The organism is Brevundimonas sp., from assembly GCF_046295595.1.
Lineage (GTDB): Bacteria > Pseudomonadota > Alphaproteobacteria > Caulobacterales > Caulobacteraceae > Brevundimonas.
Genome location: NZ_JBKBMX010000012.1, coordinates 21,259 through 37,792 on the forward strand (window position 1 = coordinate 21,259; position 16,534 = coordinate 37,792).

21 protein-coding genes and 1 riboswitch are annotated in these 16,534 nt (G+C 69.2%); of the genes, 15 read left to right on the top strand and 6 right to left on the bottom strand.

Features of this window, described 5'->3' with window-relative positions; genetic code table 11:
- The first annotated feature begins 64 nt into the window (after positions 1–64).
- From trhA to ACK4JY_RS09475, 5 genes are all read left to right on the top strand, one after another.
- Positions 65–778, top strand: coding sequence for a PAQR family membrane homeostasis protein TrhA (gene trhA / locus ACK4JY_RS09455; protein ID WP_409605018.1), 714 nt, complete (start codon positions 65–67; stop codon positions 776–778).
- Positions 779–834: 56 nt separating this feature from the next.
- The gene (gene phaR, locus ACK4JY_RS09460) at positions 835–1,443 is read left to right on the top strand and encodes a polyhydroxyalkanoate synthesis repressor PhaR (RefSeq protein WP_409605020.1); all 609 of its coding nucleotides are present in this window, start codon (positions 835–837) and stop codon (positions 1,441–1,443) included.
- A gap of 2 nt (positions 1,444–1,445) precedes the next feature.
- Positions 1,446–1,796: a hypothetical protein gene (locus tag ACK4JY_RS09465; RefSeq protein ID WP_409605022.1), complete on the top strand. Its 351-nt coding sequence runs from the start codon at positions 1,446–1,448 to the stop codon at positions 1,794–1,796.
- Between the two features lie 161 nt (positions 1,797–1,957).
- A riboswitch (yybP-ykoY riboswitch) is annotated at positions 1,958–2,100 on the top strand.
- Positions 2,101–2,153: 53 nt separating this feature from the next.
- Positions 2,154–2,717 (top strand): TMEM165/GDT1 family protein, encoded by a 564-nt coding sequence (locus tag ACK4JY_RS09470; protein WP_409605024.1) that lies wholly within the window; start codon positions 2,154–2,156, stop codon positions 2,715–2,717.
- Positions 2,718–2,749: 32 nt separating this feature from the next.
- Positions 2,750–3,115: a hypothetical protein gene (locus ACK4JY_RS09475; protein WP_409605026.1), complete on the top strand. Its 366-nt coding sequence runs from the start codon at positions 2,750–2,752 to the stop codon at positions 3,113–3,115.
- Here ACK4JY_RS09475 and ACK4JY_RS09480 read toward each other — a convergent pair.
- Complete coding sequence (locus ACK4JY_RS09480; protein WP_409605028.1) at positions 3,094–3,891, bottom strand: metallophosphoesterase; 798 nt, start codon at positions 3,889–3,891, stop codon at positions 3,094–3,096. The genes ACK4JY_RS09475 and ACK4JY_RS09480 overlap by 22 nt on opposite strands.
- On the bottom strand, positions 3,875–4,651 hold the full coding sequence (locus tag ACK4JY_RS09485; RefSeq protein WP_409605030.1) for a hypothetical protein: 777 nt from the start codon (positions 4,649–4,651) through the stop codon (positions 3,875–3,877). Before ACK4JY_RS09485 ends, ACK4JY_RS09480 begins: the two co-directional genes overlap by 17 nt.
- Before the next feature lie 153 nt (positions 4,652–4,804).
- Between ACK4JY_RS09485 and ACK4JY_RS09490 the strand changes: the two genes are divergently transcribed.
- Positions 4,805–6,967 carry an ATP-binding protein gene (locus ACK4JY_RS09490; protein WP_409605032.1) on the top strand — a complete coding sequence of 721 codons (2,163 nt, stop codon included), beginning with the start codon at positions 4,805–4,807 and terminating at the stop codon, positions 6,965–6,967.
- On the opposite strand, the gene ACK4JY_RS09495 is transcribed toward ACK4JY_RS09490, so the two are convergent.
- Complete coding sequence (locus tag ACK4JY_RS09495; RefSeq protein ID WP_409605034.1) at positions 6,964–7,614, bottom strand: glutathione S-transferase family protein; 651 nt, start codon at positions 7,612–7,614, stop codon at positions 6,964–6,966. The two genes, ACK4JY_RS09490 and ACK4JY_RS09495, sit on opposite strands and share 4 nt — an antisense overlap.
- A gap of 196 nt (positions 7,615–7,810) precedes the next feature.
- Here ACK4JY_RS09495 and ACK4JY_RS09500 point away from each other — a divergent pair, with 196 nt between their 5' ends.
- The 4 genes from ACK4JY_RS09500 to ACK4JY_RS09515 are packed head-to-tail and all read left to right on the top strand — an operon-like array spanning position 7,811 to position 10,738.
- Positions 7,811–8,311, top strand: coding sequence for a hypothetical protein (locus tag ACK4JY_RS09500; protein WP_409605036.1), 501 nt, complete (start codon positions 7,811–7,813; stop codon positions 8,309–8,311).
- A 2-nt stretch (positions 8,312–8,313) separates the two neighbouring features.
- Positions 8,314–8,628, top strand: a complete 315-nt coding sequence (locus ACK4JY_RS09505) for a winged helix-turn-helix domain-containing protein (RefSeq protein ID WP_409605038.1) — start codon at positions 8,314–8,316, stop codon at positions 8,626–8,628.
- Between the two features lie 44 nt (positions 8,629–8,672).
- Positions 8,673–9,452: a tyrosine-protein phosphatase gene (locus tag ACK4JY_RS09510; protein ID WP_409605040.1), complete on the top strand. Its 780-nt coding sequence runs from the start codon at positions 8,673–8,675 to the stop codon at positions 9,450–9,452.
- The gene (locus ACK4JY_RS09515) at positions 9,449–10,738 is read left to right on the top strand and encodes an anthranilate synthase component I family protein (protein ID WP_409605042.1); all 1,290 of its coding nucleotides are present in this window, start codon (positions 9,449–9,451) and stop codon (positions 10,736–10,738) included. The genes ACK4JY_RS09510 and ACK4JY_RS09515 overlap by 4 nt, the downstream gene beginning before the upstream one ends.
- Here ACK4JY_RS09515 and ACK4JY_RS09520 read toward each other — a convergent pair.
- Genes ACK4JY_RS09520 through ACK4JY_RS09530 form a run of 3 tightly spaced genes read right to left on the bottom strand, consistent with a single transcriptional unit; the run spans position 10,735 to position 12,278 of the window.
- A complete protein-coding gene (locus ACK4JY_RS09520) occupies positions 10,735–11,277 on the bottom strand; it encodes a TadE/TadG family type IV pilus assembly protein (protein WP_409605043.1) in 543 nt (180 codons plus the stop codon). The two genes, ACK4JY_RS09515 and ACK4JY_RS09520, sit on opposite strands and share 4 nt — an antisense overlap.
- Complete coding sequence (locus ACK4JY_RS09525) at positions 11,274–11,858, bottom strand: TadE/TadG family type IV pilus assembly protein (protein ID WP_409605045.1); 585 nt, start codon at positions 11,856–11,858, stop codon at positions 11,274–11,276. The genes ACK4JY_RS09520 and ACK4JY_RS09525 overlap by 4 nt, the downstream gene beginning before the upstream one ends.
- A 3-nt stretch (positions 11,859–11,861) precedes the next feature.
- Positions 11,862–12,278, bottom strand: a complete 417-nt coding sequence (locus ACK4JY_RS09530) for a pilus assembly protein N-terminal domain-containing protein (protein ID WP_409605047.1) — start codon at positions 12,276–12,278, stop codon at positions 11,862–11,864.
- 296 nt (positions 12,279–12,574) lie between these two features.
- Between ACK4JY_RS09530 and ACK4JY_RS09535 the strand changes: the two genes are divergently transcribed.
- The 5 genes from ACK4JY_RS09535 to ACK4JY_RS09555 all read left to right on the top strand — a co-directional run bounded on the left by ACK4JY_RS09535 (position 12,575) and on the right by ACK4JY_RS09555 (position 16,528).
- On the top strand, positions 12,575–12,754 hold the full coding sequence (locus tag ACK4JY_RS09535; protein WP_409605049.1) for a Flp family type IVb pilin: 180 nt from the start codon (positions 12,575–12,577) through the stop codon (positions 12,752–12,754).
- A gap of 113 nt (positions 12,755–12,867) precedes the next feature.
- Positions 12,868–13,380 (top strand): prepilin peptidase, encoded by a 513-nt coding sequence (locus ACK4JY_RS09540; RefSeq protein ID WP_409605051.1) that lies wholly within the window; start codon positions 12,868–12,870, stop codon positions 13,378–13,380.
- Between the two features lie 132 nt (positions 13,381–13,512).
- Positions 13,513–14,427, top strand: coding sequence for a Flp pilus assembly protein CpaB (gene cpaB, locus ACK4JY_RS09545; protein ID WP_409605053.1), 915 nt, complete (start codon positions 13,513–13,515; stop codon positions 14,425–14,427).
- A complete protein-coding gene (locus ACK4JY_RS09550; protein ID WP_409605055.1) occupies positions 14,424–15,857 on the top strand; it encodes a type II and III secretion system protein family protein in 1,434 nt (477 codons plus the stop codon). Before cpaB ends, ACK4JY_RS09550 begins: the two co-directional genes overlap by 4 nt.
- Positions 15,858–15,868: 11 nt before the next feature.
- Positions 15,869–16,528, top strand: a complete 660-nt coding sequence (locus ACK4JY_RS09555) for a CpaD family pilus assembly protein (protein WP_409605057.1) — start codon at positions 15,869–15,871, stop codon at positions 16,526–16,528.
- Positions 16,529–16,534 lie beyond the last annotated feature (6 nt).

A 16,534-nucleotide genomic window follows, 5' to 3' on the forward strand; every position in this document is an offset into this window, starting at 1 on the left:
CGAAAGTCATCGATCCTGTGCCAGAAACCGGGAACGATTGACGGCGCGGTCCCTTGAAAGGCCCATGCTCATGCAGATGAAGAGATTGGCGCGGCACGTCTGCACGCCCGACGAGCTCGATATGATCGAGCACTACCGCACGCCGGCCGAGAAGACGGCCGATCTGGTTGTCCACGTCGTCGGCCTGACCTTGGCGGCGGTCGGCGGCATCGTGCTGGCGGTGCTGGCGGCGGTCTATTCCGGCCTGGGCGCCGTCCTCGCCACGGCCGCCTACGCCCTGTGCCTGATCGCCATGCTGACGGCTTCGACCGTCTACAACCAGACCCGCCCTTGCGCCGCACGACCGATCCTGCGCCGTCTCGACGAGGCGGCCATCTTTCTGATGATCGCCGGCAGCTACACCCCCTTCACGACGCAGAATTTCGAGGGGGCCTGGTCGATCGGCTTCACCCTGCTGGTCTGGACCGTGGCCCTGGGCGGCGTGTTCGCCAAACTGATCGCGCCGCGCATTTCCGACGCGTTCTGGAGCGCGGTCTATATCGGCTTCGGCTGGCTGGCCGTGCTGGCGCTCAAGCCGCTGATCGACACCGTCCACCCGATCGCCTTGGGCCTGCTGGTCGCCGGCGGCCTGATCTACACCGCCGGCGTGTTCGTCTTCATCAGCCCGCAGGTGAAGTTCCGTCGGGCCATCTGGCATGGCTTCGTCGTCACCGGAGCCATGACCCATTGGGCGGCCGTGCTGGTCGGCGTGGTACTGGCGCCGGCGACGCTCGGCTAGACATTCCAGTCGGCAGCGCAGCATAGTGCCGCGTTGCAACAGGATCGGGGACCAGTTTGGCCGACAAGAAGCCCGGAGCCGGCGATACCGTCGTCATCAAGAAATACGCCAACCGGCGGCTCTACAACACCGCCACCTCCGCCTATGTCACGCTTGAGGACCTCGCGCGGATGGTGCGCGAGGGCGTCGAATTCGTGGTCTATGACGCCAAGACCAACGACGATCTGACGCGCCAGATCCTGACCCAGATCATCTTCGAGGAAGAGAGCCGCGGCGAGGCCCTGCTGCCGGTCCAGTTCCTGCGCCAGCTGATCGGCTTCTATGGCGGCCAGATGCAGGGCGTGCTGCCCAGCTATCTGGAGATGTCGCTGGACAGCTTCAGCCGGCAGCAGGAGCAGATGCGCGGCCAGTTCTCCAAGGCGTTCGGGGCCGCCCCCGGCGCCGGACTGCTGGACGAGGCGGTCAAGCGCAACATGGTCATGTTCGCCGAAGCGATGAAGATTTGGCCGGGCTTCAACGCCGCCGGGGCCGCGGGAGCCGCCCGCTCGGCCAGCCCGGCGCCGGAACAGCCGGCCGCCGATCCCCTCGCCGAGATGCGCCGCCAGATGGACGAGATGCGCGCCCAGCTCGACAAGCTGTCCCGGCCTCCCGGCAAGGGCGACTGACGATGACCGACGAGGTCCGCCCTGTCGGCCCCGTCCAACGTCGCGACGAGCGCCGCGAAGGCGAGCGCCGCTCCGCCGAGCGGCGCGCCGGCTCCGCCTCGCGGGCGCTGGTCCCGACGGATTTTCCCGCCGAACCTGCCGCCCCCCCGGCAAGACCTGCCCCGACGCCGCCCGGCGACATCTCGGCCGCCGCCTTCGCCGCCCAGGTCATTGGCCAGACCGGCCAGCGACGTGGGCTGAAGGGCGGCCCGCCGGTGCTGGACGCGGCCCGCTCGACCTATCTCGGAGCCAACTATTCCGGTGTGGCGGAACGCCGTCCCAAGCCGGGCGAGGCCACCGACACCGACGTCTGAGAATCCCGGCACGGTCCTTGCTGACGACAGGCGCAAACGCCTCCGTCCGGGACCACCGCCATGCTGACCTTTCTCGCCCGCACCGTCGACGTGGCCGTCGTGGCCCTGATCTTCGTCGCCTTCAGCTGACCTTGCGCCCGGATCGCCGCGGGGCTAAGCCCCGCTTCGTCATCGGGGAGTAGCCGCCCGCATCTCCAGCGGGGTTCGCGTCAACATACTTCCTCTTCCCGGAGAGGATGGCGCGCAGGGCCTTCGGGTCTCGGCAAGACCGCTGGCTTCGCAGGGCAGCTTCCACGCGGGGGCCCGGCTGCGAACGCCACAGGTCTGTCCGCCGACGCCCCCGCGCACGAAGATGAGTTGGACGCCTTCCTGATCTCGACCGGCCTCGTCTCCATCGCGGAGATCGGGGACAAGACCATGTTGCTGGCGATCATGCTGGCGGCCGCCTGGCGGCGCCCGCTGCCGATCCTGCTCGGGATTCTGGTCGCCACCCTCGTCAATCACGCCTTCGCGGCCCTGGCCGGCACGGTGCTGGGCCACTTCATGGAGGGCGAATGGGTGCGCTGGGTCGTCGGCCTCGCCTTCTTCGGCTTCGCGGTCTGGGCCCTGATCCCGGACCGTTTCGAAGAGCGGCCCGACACCACCGAAAAGACCTTCTCCGGCGTGTTCTGGACCACCACCGCGGCCTTCTTCATCATCGAGATGGGCGACAAGACCCAGGTGGCCACCGCGGTCCTCGCCGCCCAGTTCCAGTCCCTGCCCCTGGTGGTGGCCGGCTCGACCCTGGGCATGATGCTGGTCAACGGACCGGCGGTGCTGCTGGGCGAGGCGGCGGCCCGAAGACTGCCGCTGAAGTGGATCCGGGTCGCGGCGGCGGCGGGTTTCGCGGCGACAGGGCTGTGGGTTCTGCTGACCGGCTGATATAGGGCGGCCTCCCCCTGCAGATTGCACCCATGACCCGATTTCTCCGCCTGACGGCGGTCGCCATACTGCTCTTGTCCCTGATCGCCATGATCGGACCCTTTGGAGGTGTCGAGGCCGCCAGCGGGATTTGGGACAAGGGGGCCCATTTCGTTGTCTTCGGCCTGATCCTGTGGAGCTTCGGGATCCTGTTCCCCCGTCTGTCGAGGCTGATGGCGGCGGTGTTGGCGGTCGGCCTGGGCGGAGCCGTCGAGGTGGTTCAGGGACTGGTCGGCCGGGACGCCAGCTGGGGCGACCTGCTGGCCGATGCGCTCGGGATCGCTGTCGCCCTGCTGCTCTGGGCGACCTGGCGCCGGTTCCAGCCCCGAACCGCGCTTCAGACCTCGAACACGCGGTAAGGGGTCTCGCCCAGCGTCTTCAGCACGGGCAGGGCCACGTTATAGACCGGCGTGCCCTTGTTGGTCCGGCCCTCTGGCGCCCCGCGGTGGGCATGGCCATGCACCACCAGGCTGATGTTGTCGTAGCGGTCGATGGTCTCCGCCAGGCGGGAGGAGCCGAGGAAGGCGTGGATTTCCGGTGGCTCGCCCATCACGGTGTCGACGACGGGAGAATAGTGCAGCAGGACCACCGACCGCCCGGTCCTGAGCATGCGGATCGAGTTCTCGATATGGTTCGCGTCCTCGACGGCCTCCTGAACGAATGCCTTGATCGAAGCCTCGCCGAACGGGCTCAGCATGTATCGGCCAAAGCCGCCGATGAAGCCCTTGCCGCCGGCGAAGCCAACCCCGTCGATCTCATAGGCCTGCCCCGTCAGCATCTGCACCCCGGCGTCGCTGAGCATCCGCGTCACCTCGCCGGGCTGGCCGCATTCGTGCTCGTGATTGCCCAGCACCCCGACCATCGGAATCTGGCAGGCGCGCAGGTCCTCCAGCAGGATTTCGACTTCCCGGGTCTTGCCGAAATTGACCAGGTCCCCGCACAGGCACAGCACGTCGGCGTCCTCGTGCACCCGGCCGAACAGTTCGCGATACGGCCGCTGGTGGGTTTCACCGACATGCAGGTCGCCGACCGCAGCCACACGGAGTCTCTTCTCCGGCCCCGGAGCCAGGCCGGGCTGCGGCGTCTGCGGGTCGGCGTGGGAGCCGCCCTCGGGCACGTCAGTGGGGGGATTCATGCCGCTCCTCCAGACCCTTGCCGACCACGTCTCCGAAGCCCCATTCGGTGATGTCGGCGATATAGTCACGCGGGCTGAACAGCCGGCCGCGGCAGACCCTGACCCGCGGGGCCGGCAGATCGACCTGGGCGTGCAGCCGTTCCGTCAGTTCGGTCATCAGCCAGCTCGGCACCCGCCCGCGCTCGGTCGGATAGGCGAAGCGGAAGTTCAGCAGGTGGCCCATCAGCACCTCCCAATAGAGGTCCATCTGGTCCAGCAGCAGCTTCCAGTCGATCGCGTCGGACTGTTTGAGAATGACATGGCTTACATCCGCGCCATCGTATCGATAGCGGTCCTGGATGAAGACCTTGGACAGGATCAATGCCGTCGGCGGCGTGATCCCCACCCGGTGGCCGTAAACCTCGATCGTGTCCTTGCCGAACCAGCTGTCGCTGACTGCGATGGTGCCATTGGACATGGCGAAGATCACGTCGAAGAAATGCTCATCCTTCCAGACCTTGGCGATCCATCGCTCGTCCTCGACGTCGGTTCGATAGCCGCGCGCCTGAAAGAAGGCGAGAATGCGCGGATAGTCCCCCGGCTTGCAGAAGACGTCGAGGTCCTTGGTCGGTCGGCGGATGCCCGTATAGGCCGTGACCGCATAGGTCCCGGACAGCAGGAAGGGGATGCCGCTTTCCTTCAGCAGGCCAAGGGCCTCGTCGTAGAAGGCGACGGCGTCCTCCGGCGGATGAAAACACGGGTCGATGATGGCGTCTGACATGGCTCCGACCCCGATTACGAGGTCAGGAAACGGTTCTTCTCGCGCGCGAGTTCCGCCCCCTCCACTATAGGGGATTGCCCTCATATACGCGCCCCGGCTTTGTTTACGGTTTGGCCCTACCACTTTCACGGGATTGGACCGGGGGTCGGGGGTTTGCGGGGTCGGTGGCGACTGTTCAGGCATGAAGCGGGCCGGGTCGCGGGCCCGCCGGCGTGGGCCTATGTCCTGCTGTTCGCCCTGTCGCAGCTGATCGGCCACTGGAGCGTCGCGACCTTCAGCTCGGTCGTCGTCTGGCTGTCCAACGGCATTCTCGTAGCCGCCCTGCTGCAGTTGCATCGGCGGCCGGCCCTCGCCGTCATCGCCATCTGTCTGGCCATCAATCTCGTTTCGAACAGCCTGCGCGGCGATCCCGGCATCTTGCTCTGGTTCAACGCCCTGCTGAACCTCGGCCTGGCCATGCTGGTCGCGGTCCTCGCCCGCCGCTTCTGCGGCGCCGCCCTGGACATGCGTCGCCCCGTCCGGCTGGTGCGGTTCGCACTGATCTGCGCCGTCTCGGTGGCGGTCGCCGCTCTCGTCGCCAGCCTGGTCGCGAGCCTGGTGCTCAGACCCTCGTTCCCGGTCTGGCTTTTCATGATCCAGTCCTTCTCCATCGTCGAGCTGACCGGCCTGCTGCTGGTGACGCCGGTGCTCTTGCTGTTCGCCCGGGCCCACCGGTTCGCGGGGATGTCTCCAGCCCGGTGGCCGGAGACGGCCGTTCTGCTCGCGCTGACGTTCGCCGTCTCGGCCGAGGTGTTCTGGCAGGGCGACTATCCGATCCTGTTCCTGACCTTTCCGCCCATGCTGCTGATCGCCCTGCGCCTGTCGCCGGGCATGACCGCGGCCGCCCTGTTCGGCCTCGCCTTCGTCAGCGGGGTCGCGACCCTGACCGGTCATGGCCCGATCCAGCTGGCCCGTCTGCCCGACACCCCGGGCCTCGAGACGATCCCGCCGATGCTGCGCAAACTCGGGATCTTCAATCTCTATCTGCTGATCATGGTCGCCACAGTCCTGCCCCTGTCGACGATCATGTCCGAACGTCGACGGCTGGAGGCGCGTTTGCGCGCCCGCACCCTGGCGGCGCAGGAGGCCCGGCGGCTGGCCGAACACGCGGCCTCCGCCCGTTCGCGTTTTCTGGCCATGATGAGCCACGAGCTGCGCACGCCGCTGAACGGGGTCGCCGGCTTCGCCGACCTGCTGGCGGCGCGTCCCGGGCTCGACCCCGAGGCGGTGCGCCACGCGCAACGGATCCGCGAGTCCAGCGACGGCCTGCTGGTGCTGGTCGAGGACATTCTGGATTTCGCCAGCGGAGACACCGAACTGACCCCGGAAGCGCTCGATCTCGCGGCCGTTGCGCGCGAGGCGACGGCGCCCAGCCGGATCTCGGCCGACGCCCGGGATATCGAGCTGACAATCGACAACCGGCTGCCGCCGCGCGCCCGCTTCACCTGCGACCGCCGCGCCCTGCGACAGGCCTTGCAGCCGCTCATCGCCAATGCCGTCAAATTCACCGTCGAGGGCGGGGTCTGCGTGCGGCTGGACCGGGCGGGAGACGGCGTGGTCATTCGCGTTTCCGACACGGGCTGCGGCATCGCCCCGGACCATCACATCGAACTGTTCCAGGCCTTCTCCCAGGCGGACGCCTCCACGCGCCGCCTGCATAGCGGCGTCGGCCTTGGCCTCGCCCTGGTCGCTCGCCATGTGCGCCGGCTCGGCGGGCGGGTGGAGCTGGACAGCCGGCCCGGCGAAGGGTCGACCTTCACACTTCACCTGCCGCTGGAACGGGCGCCCGACGCTCCGGCCGAGGCCGACGTCGCTTTTGCACCGGCGGCGGACGTCGCCCCCGCGCGCGCCCACGCGCCCGCGCCTGCCCCCCGCGTGCTGGTGGTCGACGACCATCCCGTGAATCGGGAGATCGCCCGGATCATGCTTCAGGCCTTCGGCTGCGAGGTCGTCGAGGCCCGAGACGGCCATGAAGCCCTGCAGGCGGCGGCCGACGAGGTCTTCGACCTGTTGCTGATGGATGTGCGGATGCCGGGCATGGACGGGCTGGAGACGACCCGTCGCGTCCGGTCGCTGCCTGACGCCCGGGGCCGGGTCCCGATCGTCGCGATGACCGCCGACGCCATGCCCGAAGACGTCGTCCGCTGCCACGCCGCCGGCATGAACGCCCATCTGGCCAAGCCGGTCAGCCAGGCGGCGATGTTCGCCATCGTCTCCCGCGCCCTCGCCGGCGACCTGCCGCTGACGGCCTCGCCCGCCGCCTCCGCGGCCGCCTAACCGCCCCAGGCACCCTCGAACGGAAAGCGTCGCGTCCACAGGTCCAGCAATTCCGGCAAGGCGTCGACCCGCCGGGCGACCTGCCCCATCCGCGGGGCCACCTGATGAAAGCGCGATCGATGCGGCGTCCACCGGCTGGCGACCGCGACATACAGGTCCAGCACCGTCAGTTCGGGTCCGAGCAGGAAGCGGTCCGGTTCCATCTGGGCCTCCATCTGCTCCCAGCAGGCGGCGATCCGCTCGGCCGTTCGGGCCTTGATGGTCGCCTGGGCCGCCGGATCATCCCCGCCGAGGCGACCGGGGTCGTCGCGGACCCAGTACATCGAATAGATCGAGGCGGGGATGAAGGTCATCCAGCGCAGGAACTGGGCCCGCCGCGGATCGCACGGCTCTGGCCCCAGCGCCGCCTCGGGATGGCGTTCGGCCAGCCAGATCAGAATGGCCGCGCTCTCGGTGATGACCTCTCCATCCGGCGTGACCAGCACCGGCACCTGACGCATTGGATTGACCGGCGCGACCTTGTCCCGTTCGGCCTCACCCTCCCAGGTCACGGCTTCAATCACCTCGAACGGCGCGCCGATCAGGGTCAAGGCGGCCTCGACCGGGACCGAGCCCGAGCCCGCGGCGCCGTAGACTGTGTAGGTCATGGGACTCTCCTCCCCTCCTCTCTGCGCCTGAACGCCCGGGTGCGCGCGCGAGATTTTCGGACCCGTCCATAAACAGGGCTTCGCTCTCCGGGACGGCCGGTCCGCGCCTTCCCGGCGATTCACCCACTGCACTTTACATTTCAAAGTACTTCGTACAGACTGTGCGTAAGTTTGAAGCGCGGCCCTTCCGGCCGCCATGACAGGGATCACGCCGATGATGACCGAGAAGATCGAAGACCCCGCCGCCGACATCGCCTGGATGCGCCGGCTCGCCGAGGAAGGCCGGCGCGCGCCGATGCAGGGCGCGTCCATCCTGTTCGCGGCGGGTCTGATCTATAGCGCCGCCAGCCTCGCCCATTGGGCCGTCATCAGCGGTGCGGTCGGCCTGGACACGTCCGCCCTGGGCTTCGTCTGGATCGGCGCCACGGTGCTGTTCCTCGCCCTGCTGGTGGTGGCCCTCGCGGCGATCAGGCGGGCCGGCGGCGTCGAGACCTCGGCCAATCGGGCCTCGGGCACGGCCTGGGCCTCGGTCGGCTGGGGCATTTTCGCCCTTTCGACCTCGATGGCGGTGTTGGGTCTGCGGATGGGCGAGGACGCCGCCCTGGTCGGCGCCGAACAGTATCTGGCCTATGCCGCCGCCCTGTTCCTGCTGATGGCCCTGCCCGGCTTTCTGCTGATGCGGGCGGCGAGGGGCTGAGGGTGGCGGACGATTTCGACATCAACCGCCTCGATGAGGTCATCCATGGACGGGTCCGGCTGGGCATCATGGCCGTGCTCTCCGTGGTGGAGACCGCCGACTTCAACACGCTCAAGGCCCGGCTGCAGACCACCGACGGCAATCTTTCGGTGCACCTGCGAAAGCTGGAGGACGCCGGATTCGTGGCCGTGACCAAGCGGTTCGAGGGGCGCAAGCCCCTGACCGAGGCGGCCATGACGCCGGAGGGCCGCCGGGCGTTCGTGGCCTATCTCGACGCCATGCAGGGCCTGGTCGGGCCGAACGGGGCCCGTCCATGAGCCGGACGGTGGGAAGCGTCGCCGGGCTGGGCTAGACAGGCGGCATGACCGACCGCCTCCATCGCTTCGACGCCCTCGACAATTTCCGCGACTATGGCGACTACGCCTCGGCCGCCGGCCGCCGCATCGCCGGCGGCCGGCTGTTCCGTTCCGCCCATCACGCCCGCGCCAGCGAGGCCGATCTGGAACGGCTCGCCGAACTGGGACTCGCCGCCGTGGTCGACCTGCGCCGGCCCGGCGAGCGCCGCGACCAGCCCTCGCGCCGCCCTCCCGGCTTCGCCGGCCTCGTCATCGAAAGCGATCACGACGACGGCCGCGAGGCGCCCCACATCACCTTCCTCAAGACCGCCGACCTGACCATCGACGCGGGCCGGCGCTTCATGACCGACACCTATCGGGAGCTGGCGTTCGATCCCGCCCACCTCGACCTGTTCACTCGCTATTTGAGGTCCCTCGGCGAGGCCGACGGCCCCGTCCTGATCCACTGCGCGGCCGGCAAGGATCGCACCGGCCTGCTGGCGGCCCTGACCCATCATCTGCTCGGCGTGCACCGGGATGACATGGTCGGGGACTATCTGCTGACCAACGCCGCCGTCGATCTGGCCGGCCGTGCGCCGGGCATCGCCCGTCAGCTCGAGACCATGACCGGCCGGCCCGTCGCCCACGACGCCGTGGTCGCCTTCCTCGGCGTCGAACCGGTGTATCTGGACACCGCCATGGCCGAGATCGCGGCCCGGCACGGGTCGGTGGACGGTTATCTGGCGCAGGCCCTGGGCGTCGACGCGGCCCTGCGCGACCGGATCGGCGAGCGGCTGACGGCGTGATCGAACGGCTGGCCAGAGTCGAGACGCGCGTCCGCCCGTGGGGCGAGCCTCTGGCCGTGGCGACCGGCCTGCGCGACCGCGACGGGGCCCTGGCCCTGCTGTCCGACGGCGGGCCGCTGGGGCGCTGGTCGTTCGTCGCCGCCGAGCCTGACTGGACCGGCGGCGAGGGCGGCCTCGACCTGCTGCGCGACCCGGCGCTGGCGCGGGACGTGGTCGGCCTGCTGGCCTATGACGCGGGCGCCCGCCCGGCCACCGGTCCCCGTACCCATGTCTGGCCCGATCTGATGCTGGCCCGCTACCCGGCCATGCTGGCCTTCGACCACCGGGAGCGGTCGGTCACCGTGACCGGCCGGGGCGTCGACGCGGCCTCCGCCATGGAGGCGGTGGATAGGGCCGAAGCCTGGCTGGCTGAAGCGGTCGGGGCACCGACGCCGGCGCCGCCGGCGGTCTCCGTAACCGCCGAGACGTCCGCAGACGCCTATGTGGACGCAGTCGCCGACGTGGTCGCCCGCATCGCGGCCGGCGATCTATTCCAGGCCAACATCGCCCGCGCCTGGTCGGGCGAGCTGCGCCCCGGCGCGGATCCGTTCGACGTCATGCTGCGGCTGGCCGACCGGGCGGCGGCGTACGGCGCCTTCTGGCGGCTGGGTGACCGGGCGATCGTCTCCAACTCGCCCGAACTGTTCCTGACCTTCGATCCCCGCAGCCGCCGGATCGAGACCCGGCCGATCAAGGGCACCCGCCCCCGCCATGCCGACCCGGCCCGCGACGCCGCCCTCGCCGCCGAGCTCGAGGCCAGCGCCAAGGACCGGGCCGAAAACCTGATGATCGTCGATCTGATGCGCAACGATCTGTCGCGCGTGGCCGCACCCGGCTCCGTCGCCGTGGACCGGCTGTTCGAGATCGAGAGTCATCCGACCGTGCACCACCTTGTCTCGACGGTCAGGGGGACGGCGTGTCCGCAGACGGGGGTAGCCGACCTGCTGGCGGCGACCTTCCCGCCCGGCTCGATCACCGGCGCTCCCAAGCACCAGGCCATGAAGGTGATCGCCGCCCACGAGCCGCCGCGCGGGCCGTGGTGCGGCAGCCTGTTTCACATCGGCGCAGATGGCGGCCTGACCGCCTCGGTGCTGATCCGGACGGCGTCATTCGAACGGTCGGAAGGCCGCTGGCGCTTCCGGACCCTCGCCGGCGCGGGCATCGTCGCCGACAGCGACCCGGCATCCGAACTGGCCGAGACCGGGGTCAAGATCCTCGCCCTGCGCGAGGCCCTTGTCGGCCCCTAGGTCGCCGGGCAGGTCTGACACTCTGTCCTCGCCGACTTGCGCGGCCGCAGATACTGGTTTTGCGCGAAGCGCGTCAGACCGGGCATCAAATAGTCGGCGGCCGAGTCATAGTCGTAGGTCACTTCGGAGACGATCAGGCTCTCGCCGTTGGTGACAAGGTCGGGGGGGATGACCATGGCGGAGCCGGTGGCCCGCGGGGCCTCGCCCTCGCCCCGGCTCCAGTCCACCACGGCCACGCCGTTGGTCATGGTTACACTTGAGACGCGCTGGCGCAGCGTCGCGGTCGGAAACGGCGCCATGATCAGATCGCCGATGTCGAAGATGTCGGTCACCGTCGCCGGAGTCACCGTGGCCTCCTGGGCGACTAGATCGGCGACCATGGACGAGACATGGCCCATCCGCTTCTGGGCCATGAAACCCTGACAGAACTCGGTCATGCCCATGTAGAAGGCGATCATGATGGGCGCGATCAGGGCGAACTCGATCGCCGAGACGCCCCGCTCGTCGCCTGTCAGTCGCCGGATGAGGCTGCGGTTCATGGCGTTGGCGCCGGGGCCGGGGCGGGGGCGGGCTGCCCGGCTCCCGCCGGCTCGTTGCGGAAGGCCGTCGTCGCCGTCAGGAAGGCCGTGTCGTCGTCCAGCCGCGACAGGCTCTGGGACAGGAAGGTCGTTAACAGCGGGTGCCGGTACCAGACCCGGACCAGCATCAGGTTGCCCGGCTGCCCGTTGGTGTAGGTCAGACCGCTCGGATTGAAGGTCGGGCCGTTGAGCGGATCGGGCGGGGAGACGTTGAACTGCGGAATGACCCTGACGTCGACCGTCGCCCGCGTAGCGCATTCATCGGCGAAGACGCTCATCCGGCTGCAAAGGTTCGCCTGGAATTGGGTCGCTGTCATGCCCTGGGCGCTCGCCTGGCCGGTCCGAACCAGCCGGCCGGTCTCGATCGTTCCGTTCTCGAGCAGGGAGCTCAGAATGAAGATCACCGCGACTTCGATGATGGCGAACAGCATGAAGAAAAACGGCAGGGCGACAATGGCGAATTCGACCGCCGCCGCGCCGTCGCGCGCTTGCAGAAGTTTGCGGCAGAACCGCCCTGTCCTGCCATGGCCGCGACGGGTCATTGATCAGTCGCCGCTCGCGATCGCCGTGCCGCTGACGCCGCGCACAGAGGGCGAACACGAGGCCGCGCACGCCATCTCCGTGGCCTGGCCGCCGCGCCAGACGCGGACCCGGCCCGCGCCGTCGCCCGCGGTGACCACCACCTGGCTCTGGAACAGGGTGCGCCCGATCGCGTCGACGGCGACCACCTCGGTCACGCCGTAGCCCTTGCCGGTTATGTACAGCGTATTGGCGTCGACCACCGTCACGTCGGCGATTTCCGGATTGCCGACGATGACCGAACCCGCCGCGCCGCGCAGCTGGACCCGCTGGGCCTGGTCGATCTCGACGCTGATGCGGCCGGACTGCGCCAGCGCCAGACCCGGGCCGGCCATGGCGACGGCGACGGCCAGGCCGAGAAGCAGGCGTTGGGTGCGGATCATGGCGAGGGTCCATAGACTGAGCGCGCGCGGGTGCGAAGCGCGACCGCGAACCTGCCAGCGAAACCTCAACAAAGTTTGAAACGCCAGGGCGAATACTGGCCGCCGGGCGAACAGGCTTCACCATTCGCCGGTTTCCAGCGCGCGGGCAAAGTAAATCTTGCGCTAACCATGGACGGCGACCGGACCTTAACCCGTTTGGCCGATAACCAAGGTGCGTTTTGGGGGTCAAGCGGGCTACCGGCTCCCCCCGCGTTGTTAGCTCGCTTCCTCTTTTCAAAGGGATCATGACCATGACCATGAAAAAGTTCATTTCGAAATTCATGTCCGACGAGTCGGGCGCCACGGCCATTGAGTATGGCCTGATCGCGGCCCTGATCGCCGTCGTCATCATCGCCGCCGTCACCGCCCTCGGCGGTGAAGTCGTCGCGACCTTCGACGATGTGACCGCCGGCATGCAGACGCGCCCTGCCGTCTAAGCAAGGCACTGCAGCCTGAACGAGGCCGGGGGCCGGAGCGGAGACGTTCCGGCCCCTTGCTTTTGTGCGGTTCGGCAACCCGACCTTAAAGATCGGTCGGGCACGGTGCGCGCATGGAAGTGCTGCAACTGAGCCTGCTCGCCCTGTTTCCGGCCCTGGTCATCGTGGCCGGGCTGACAGACCTGACGTCCATGACCATCCCGAACTGGATCTCGGGCCTGCTGATTGCTGGCTTTTTCGTCGCCGCCCTCGTGCTGGGGCTGTCGCCGACGGCGATCGCGGCACACGTCGGGGTCGGCCTCGCCGCCCTGGTGGCCGGCGCCATACTGTTCGCCCTCAGATTCCTCGGCGGCGGCGACGCCAAGCTGATGGCCGCGGTGTGCCTGTGGCTGGGCGTCTCCGGCTGGAGCCCGTTCGTGCTTTGGACGGCGGCCATCGGCGGTCTGTTCTGCCTGGCCCTGCTGGTCGCCCGGGCACACGCCCAACCGCTTGTCGCCGGCGGACCCGGCTGGATCGTGCGCCTCATGGAGCCCGGAGGCGGCATTCCCTACGGCGTGGCCATCGCCGCAGGCGCCTTGCTGGCCTTGCCGACCTCGCCGCTGGCGCTCGCCGCGTTTGCGGGATGACGGGTTTGCCCGCCGATGCATAGAGGTTGCAGGCACTTAGGCCCGCGTTAACCCGCGCCCGGCATGTTCGTTAACGGTACGGGGCCGAAGGACCGAATTCACGGGTCCGGACGGCCTTGCCGGAGACAACGGATGAAGCCTGCCCGAATCATCGTGATCTGCGTCGCCGCCGTGGCCGCCATCGGGCTGGCCCTGGTCGTGCGCGCCATGGGATCGCCGTCGAAGACGCCGGTCGCCGTCGCCTCCGCCGCCGCCCCGGCCCGGCCGATGGCCAAGGTGCTGGTCGCCGCGAAGGATCTACAGGCCGGCCGGCGTCTCGACGAGTCCGACATGGAATGGAAGGACTGGCCCGTGGATGAGGTCAATCCGGCCTTCATCACCGACGGCTCGGTCCCGATCCCGGCGGCCGAGGCCGCCGCGGCGGAAAAGGCGGACGACAAGCCCGCCGGCGCCGTCGCCGCCGTGACCCGCGCCGCGACCGACATGGCGACCGGCGGCGCCAAGGCCGACTATCTCGGCTCGGTCGTACGCGAGCCCATCCTCGCCGGCGAACCCATTGTCCTGCGCAAGATCGTCCGCGCCGGCGACAGCGGCTATATGGCCGCCTATCTGGAGCCGGGCATGCGCGCCATGGCCATCAGCGTCACGGTCGAGACCGCCGCCGGCGGCTTCATCCTGCCCGGCGACCGGGTCGATGTCGTGCTGACACGCGAATCCAACCTCGGCAACATGGGCGCCACGGAGGGCGACCGCGCCAAGTTCACCTCCGCCACGGTGATGCAGAACATCAAGGTTCTGGCCATCGATCAATCGACCCGGGCCGGCGACGACGCGCAGACCGTCATCGGCGCGACCGCGACCCTGGAAGTCGCGCCGCGCGACGCCGAGGCCCTGGCTCTCGCCAAGTCCGAGGGTGTTCTGAGTCTGATCCTGCGATCCTATGCCGACACCGCCGGCCCGTCCGGCCGGGTCGCGGCCGGACCGCGCCAGTCCTCCGCCGTCCGCGTCTACCGCGGCGGCGACCCCGAAGTCGTGGTGGTCCAATGAAGCGCCCGCTGATGCCACTGGCGGCCCTCGCCCTCACCGGTGTGCTGGCAGCCACCGCCGCCCCGGTGTCGCCGGTCGAGGCCCAGACCCGCGCGGCCGTCTCCATGGGCGCGCAGTCGCAGCTGATCAATCTGCCCCGCGGTTCGTCCATGGCCGTCGACCTGCCGGCGGACGCTCGCGACGTGATCGTGCCCAATCCGGTGGTGGCCGAGGCCATGCTGCATTCGCCGCGCCGGATCACCATCATCGGCCTCGCCCCGGGCGAGACCGACGCCGTGGTGCTGGACAATGCCGGCCGCACCATTCTGTCGCTGCGGATCCGCGTCGACGCCGGCGTCTCGGCGCTTCAGGACACCCTCAGCCGGATCATGCCGAACGCCGACGTCCGCGCTGAGGCGGTCAATGACAGCGTCATCCTGACGGGCACGGTGTTCAGCCCCGGCGAGGCCGACCGGGCCAGCCAGGTCGCCCGCGCCTTCGTGTCCGCGCCCGAAAAGGTCATCAACATGATGACCATCGAGGGCTCCGACCAGATCACCGTCCGGGCGCGAATCGTCGAGGTTCAGCGCACGGCCGTCAAACAGCTCGGCCTCGACGCCAGCGCCGTCCTGGCCAGCGTCGGCGAGGGACTGTCGCTGACCCAGGTCGCCACCTTCGCCGTGTCCGGCAACCAGCTCGGCGGCGGCATCCTCGACTATCAGGACTCGGCCGGCGACGGCAGCAGCCTGAACACCTCGTTGCGCGCCTTCGAACGGGCCGGACTCGTTCGCATCCTCGCCGAGCCGAACATCACCACGGCCAACGGCGAGAGCGCGGAATTCCTGGCCGGCGGCGAGTTCCCGGTGCCGGTCGGACAGGAATCCTCCCAGGACGGCGTCAAGGTGACGATCGAGTTCAAGCCTTACGGCGTGCGGCTCGCGGTGCGGCCGATCGTGCTGTCGCCGGGGCGGATCTCGCTTCAGCTCTCGACCGAAGTCTCGGAGCTGACGTCCCTCGGCGCCTTCACCCTGGGCGGCGGCACGGCCGGCGGCGCGGCCCTCGTCATCCCCGGGCTGAGCGTCCGGCGGGCGTCCAACACCGTCGAACTGCCGTCCGGAGGATCGCTGATGATCGCCGGCCTGCTGCGGGAGGATACGCGCCAGAACATCGACAAACTGCCCGCCCTCGGCGACCTGCCGGTGCTCGGCGCCCTGTTCCGCTCGCGCGACTATCTGTCGGGCGAGACCGAACTGGTGATCATCGTCGAGGCCTACATCGTCTCGCCGACCTCGCCCGGGCGCATGCAGACGCCCGCCGACGGCCTGCACATCGCCAACGACGCCCAGACCATCCTGTTCGGACAGCTGAACCAGCATTACGGCCGTCCGAATGTCGCCGCCGACGCCGCCGACGCCGGCTGGAGCGGCCCCGTGGGCTATGTGATCGAATGAGGCCCCCAACGATGCGCGCCCTCCTCCTGAGCCTGTCCGCAGCCGTCGCCCTCGGCGCCTGCGCGACGACCGCGACCCCGGATGCGTCGCCGCTGACGCCGCTGTCGCGCTATTCGCTGCGCGTCGAGCCGGGGCTGGATCGCATCGCCCTGGCCGTTCACGACACCGGCCTGTCACCGGGTCAGCAGGCCGCGCTCTACGATCTGGCGGGCCGCTATCTGGCGTCGGGCGTGGGTTCGGTGCGGGTCGAGGCGCCTTATGGCGACGATCCCGTCGCCGCCCGCCAGGCCTGGGCCGCGCGCTCAGCGCTGCAGTCCGCCGGCCTGCCGGCCGAGCGCATTGTCGTCGCCTCCTACGCCGCGCCCGATCCGCGAGCTCCGGTCCTGGCCGGTTTCGAAACCGTGCGGGCCGCGATCCCGAACTGCGCCGCCGAGCGTGGCGCCATGCACGGGCGGTTCTCTAACGAGAGCTCGATGGGTCTGGGCTGCGCCATCAACGCCAATCTGGCGGCCCAGATCGCCGACCCGCGGGATATCGTCGGCCACCGGCCCACCAGCCCGGCCGACTCCGGCCGCGCCGCGGTGGTGTTCGACAACTATCGCCGGGGCGAGATGACCTCGGCTCCGCAGGAGACCCTGGTCGAGGGCCGCATCGCCCAGGCCGTGGAATAGCGTGAT

Coding starts and splice junctions, on each gene's coding strand:
- ACK4JY_RS09480 (WP_409605028.1), bottom strand. CDS start 3,891: ATGAATCCCCCCACTGACGTGCCCGAGGGCGGCTCCCACGCCGACCCG.
- ACK4JY_RS09520 (WP_409605043.1), bottom strand. CDS start 11,277: ATGAACCGCAGCCTCATCCGGCGACTGACAGGCGACGAGCGGGGCGTC.
- ACK4JY_RS09510 (WP_409605040.1), top strand. CDS start 8,673: ATGACCGACCGCCTCCATCGCTTCGACGCCCTCGACAATTTCCGCGAC.
- ACK4JY_RS09555 (WP_409605057.1), top strand. CDS start 15,869: ATGCGCGCCCTCCTCCTGAGCCTGTCCGCAGCCGTCGCCCTCGGCGCC.
- cpaB (WP_409605053.1), top strand. CDS start 13,513: ATGAAGCCTGCCCGAATCATCGTGATCTGCGTCGCCGCCGTGGCCGCC.
- ACK4JY_RS09465 (WP_409605022.1), top strand. CDS start 1,446: ATGACCGACGAGGTCCGCCCTGTCGGCCCCGTCCAACGTCGCGACGAG.
- ACK4JY_RS09475 (WP_409605026.1), top strand. CDS start 2,750: ATGACCCGATTTCTCCGCCTGACGGCGGTCGCCATACTGCTCTTGTCC.
- ACK4JY_RS09500 (WP_409605036.1), top strand. CDS start 7,811: ATGACAGGGATCACGCCGATGATGACCGAGAAGATCGAAGACCCCGCC.
- ACK4JY_RS09550 (WP_409605055.1), top strand. CDS start 14,424: ATGAAGCGCCCGCTGATGCCACTGGCGGCCCTCGCCCTCACCGGTGTG.
- ACK4JY_RS09485 (WP_409605030.1), bottom strand. CDS start 4,651: ATGTCAGACGCCATCATCGACCCGTGTTTTCATCCGCCGGAGGACGCC.
- ACK4JY_RS09495 (WP_409605034.1), bottom strand. CDS start 7,614: ATGACCTACACAGTCTACGGCGCCGCGGGCTCGGGCTCGGTCCCGGTC.
- ACK4JY_RS09535 (WP_409605049.1), top strand. CDS start 12,575: ATGAAAAAGTTCATTTCGAAATTCATGTCCGACGAGTCGGGCGCCACG.
- ACK4JY_RS09540 (WP_409605051.1), top strand. CDS start 12,868: ATGGAAGTGCTGCAACTGAGCCTGCTCGCCCTGTTTCCGGCCCTGGTC.
- ACK4JY_RS09530 (WP_409605047.1), bottom strand. CDS start 12,278: ATGATCCGCACCCAACGCCTGCTTCTCGGCCTGGCCGTCGCCGTCGCC.
- trhA (WP_409605018.1), top strand. CDS start 65: ATGCTCATGCAGATGAAGAGATTGGCGCGGCACGTCTGCACGCCCGAC.
- ACK4JY_RS09525 (WP_409605045.1), bottom strand. CDS start 11,858: ATGACCCGTCGCGGCCATGGCAGGACAGGGCGGTTCTGCCGCAAACTT.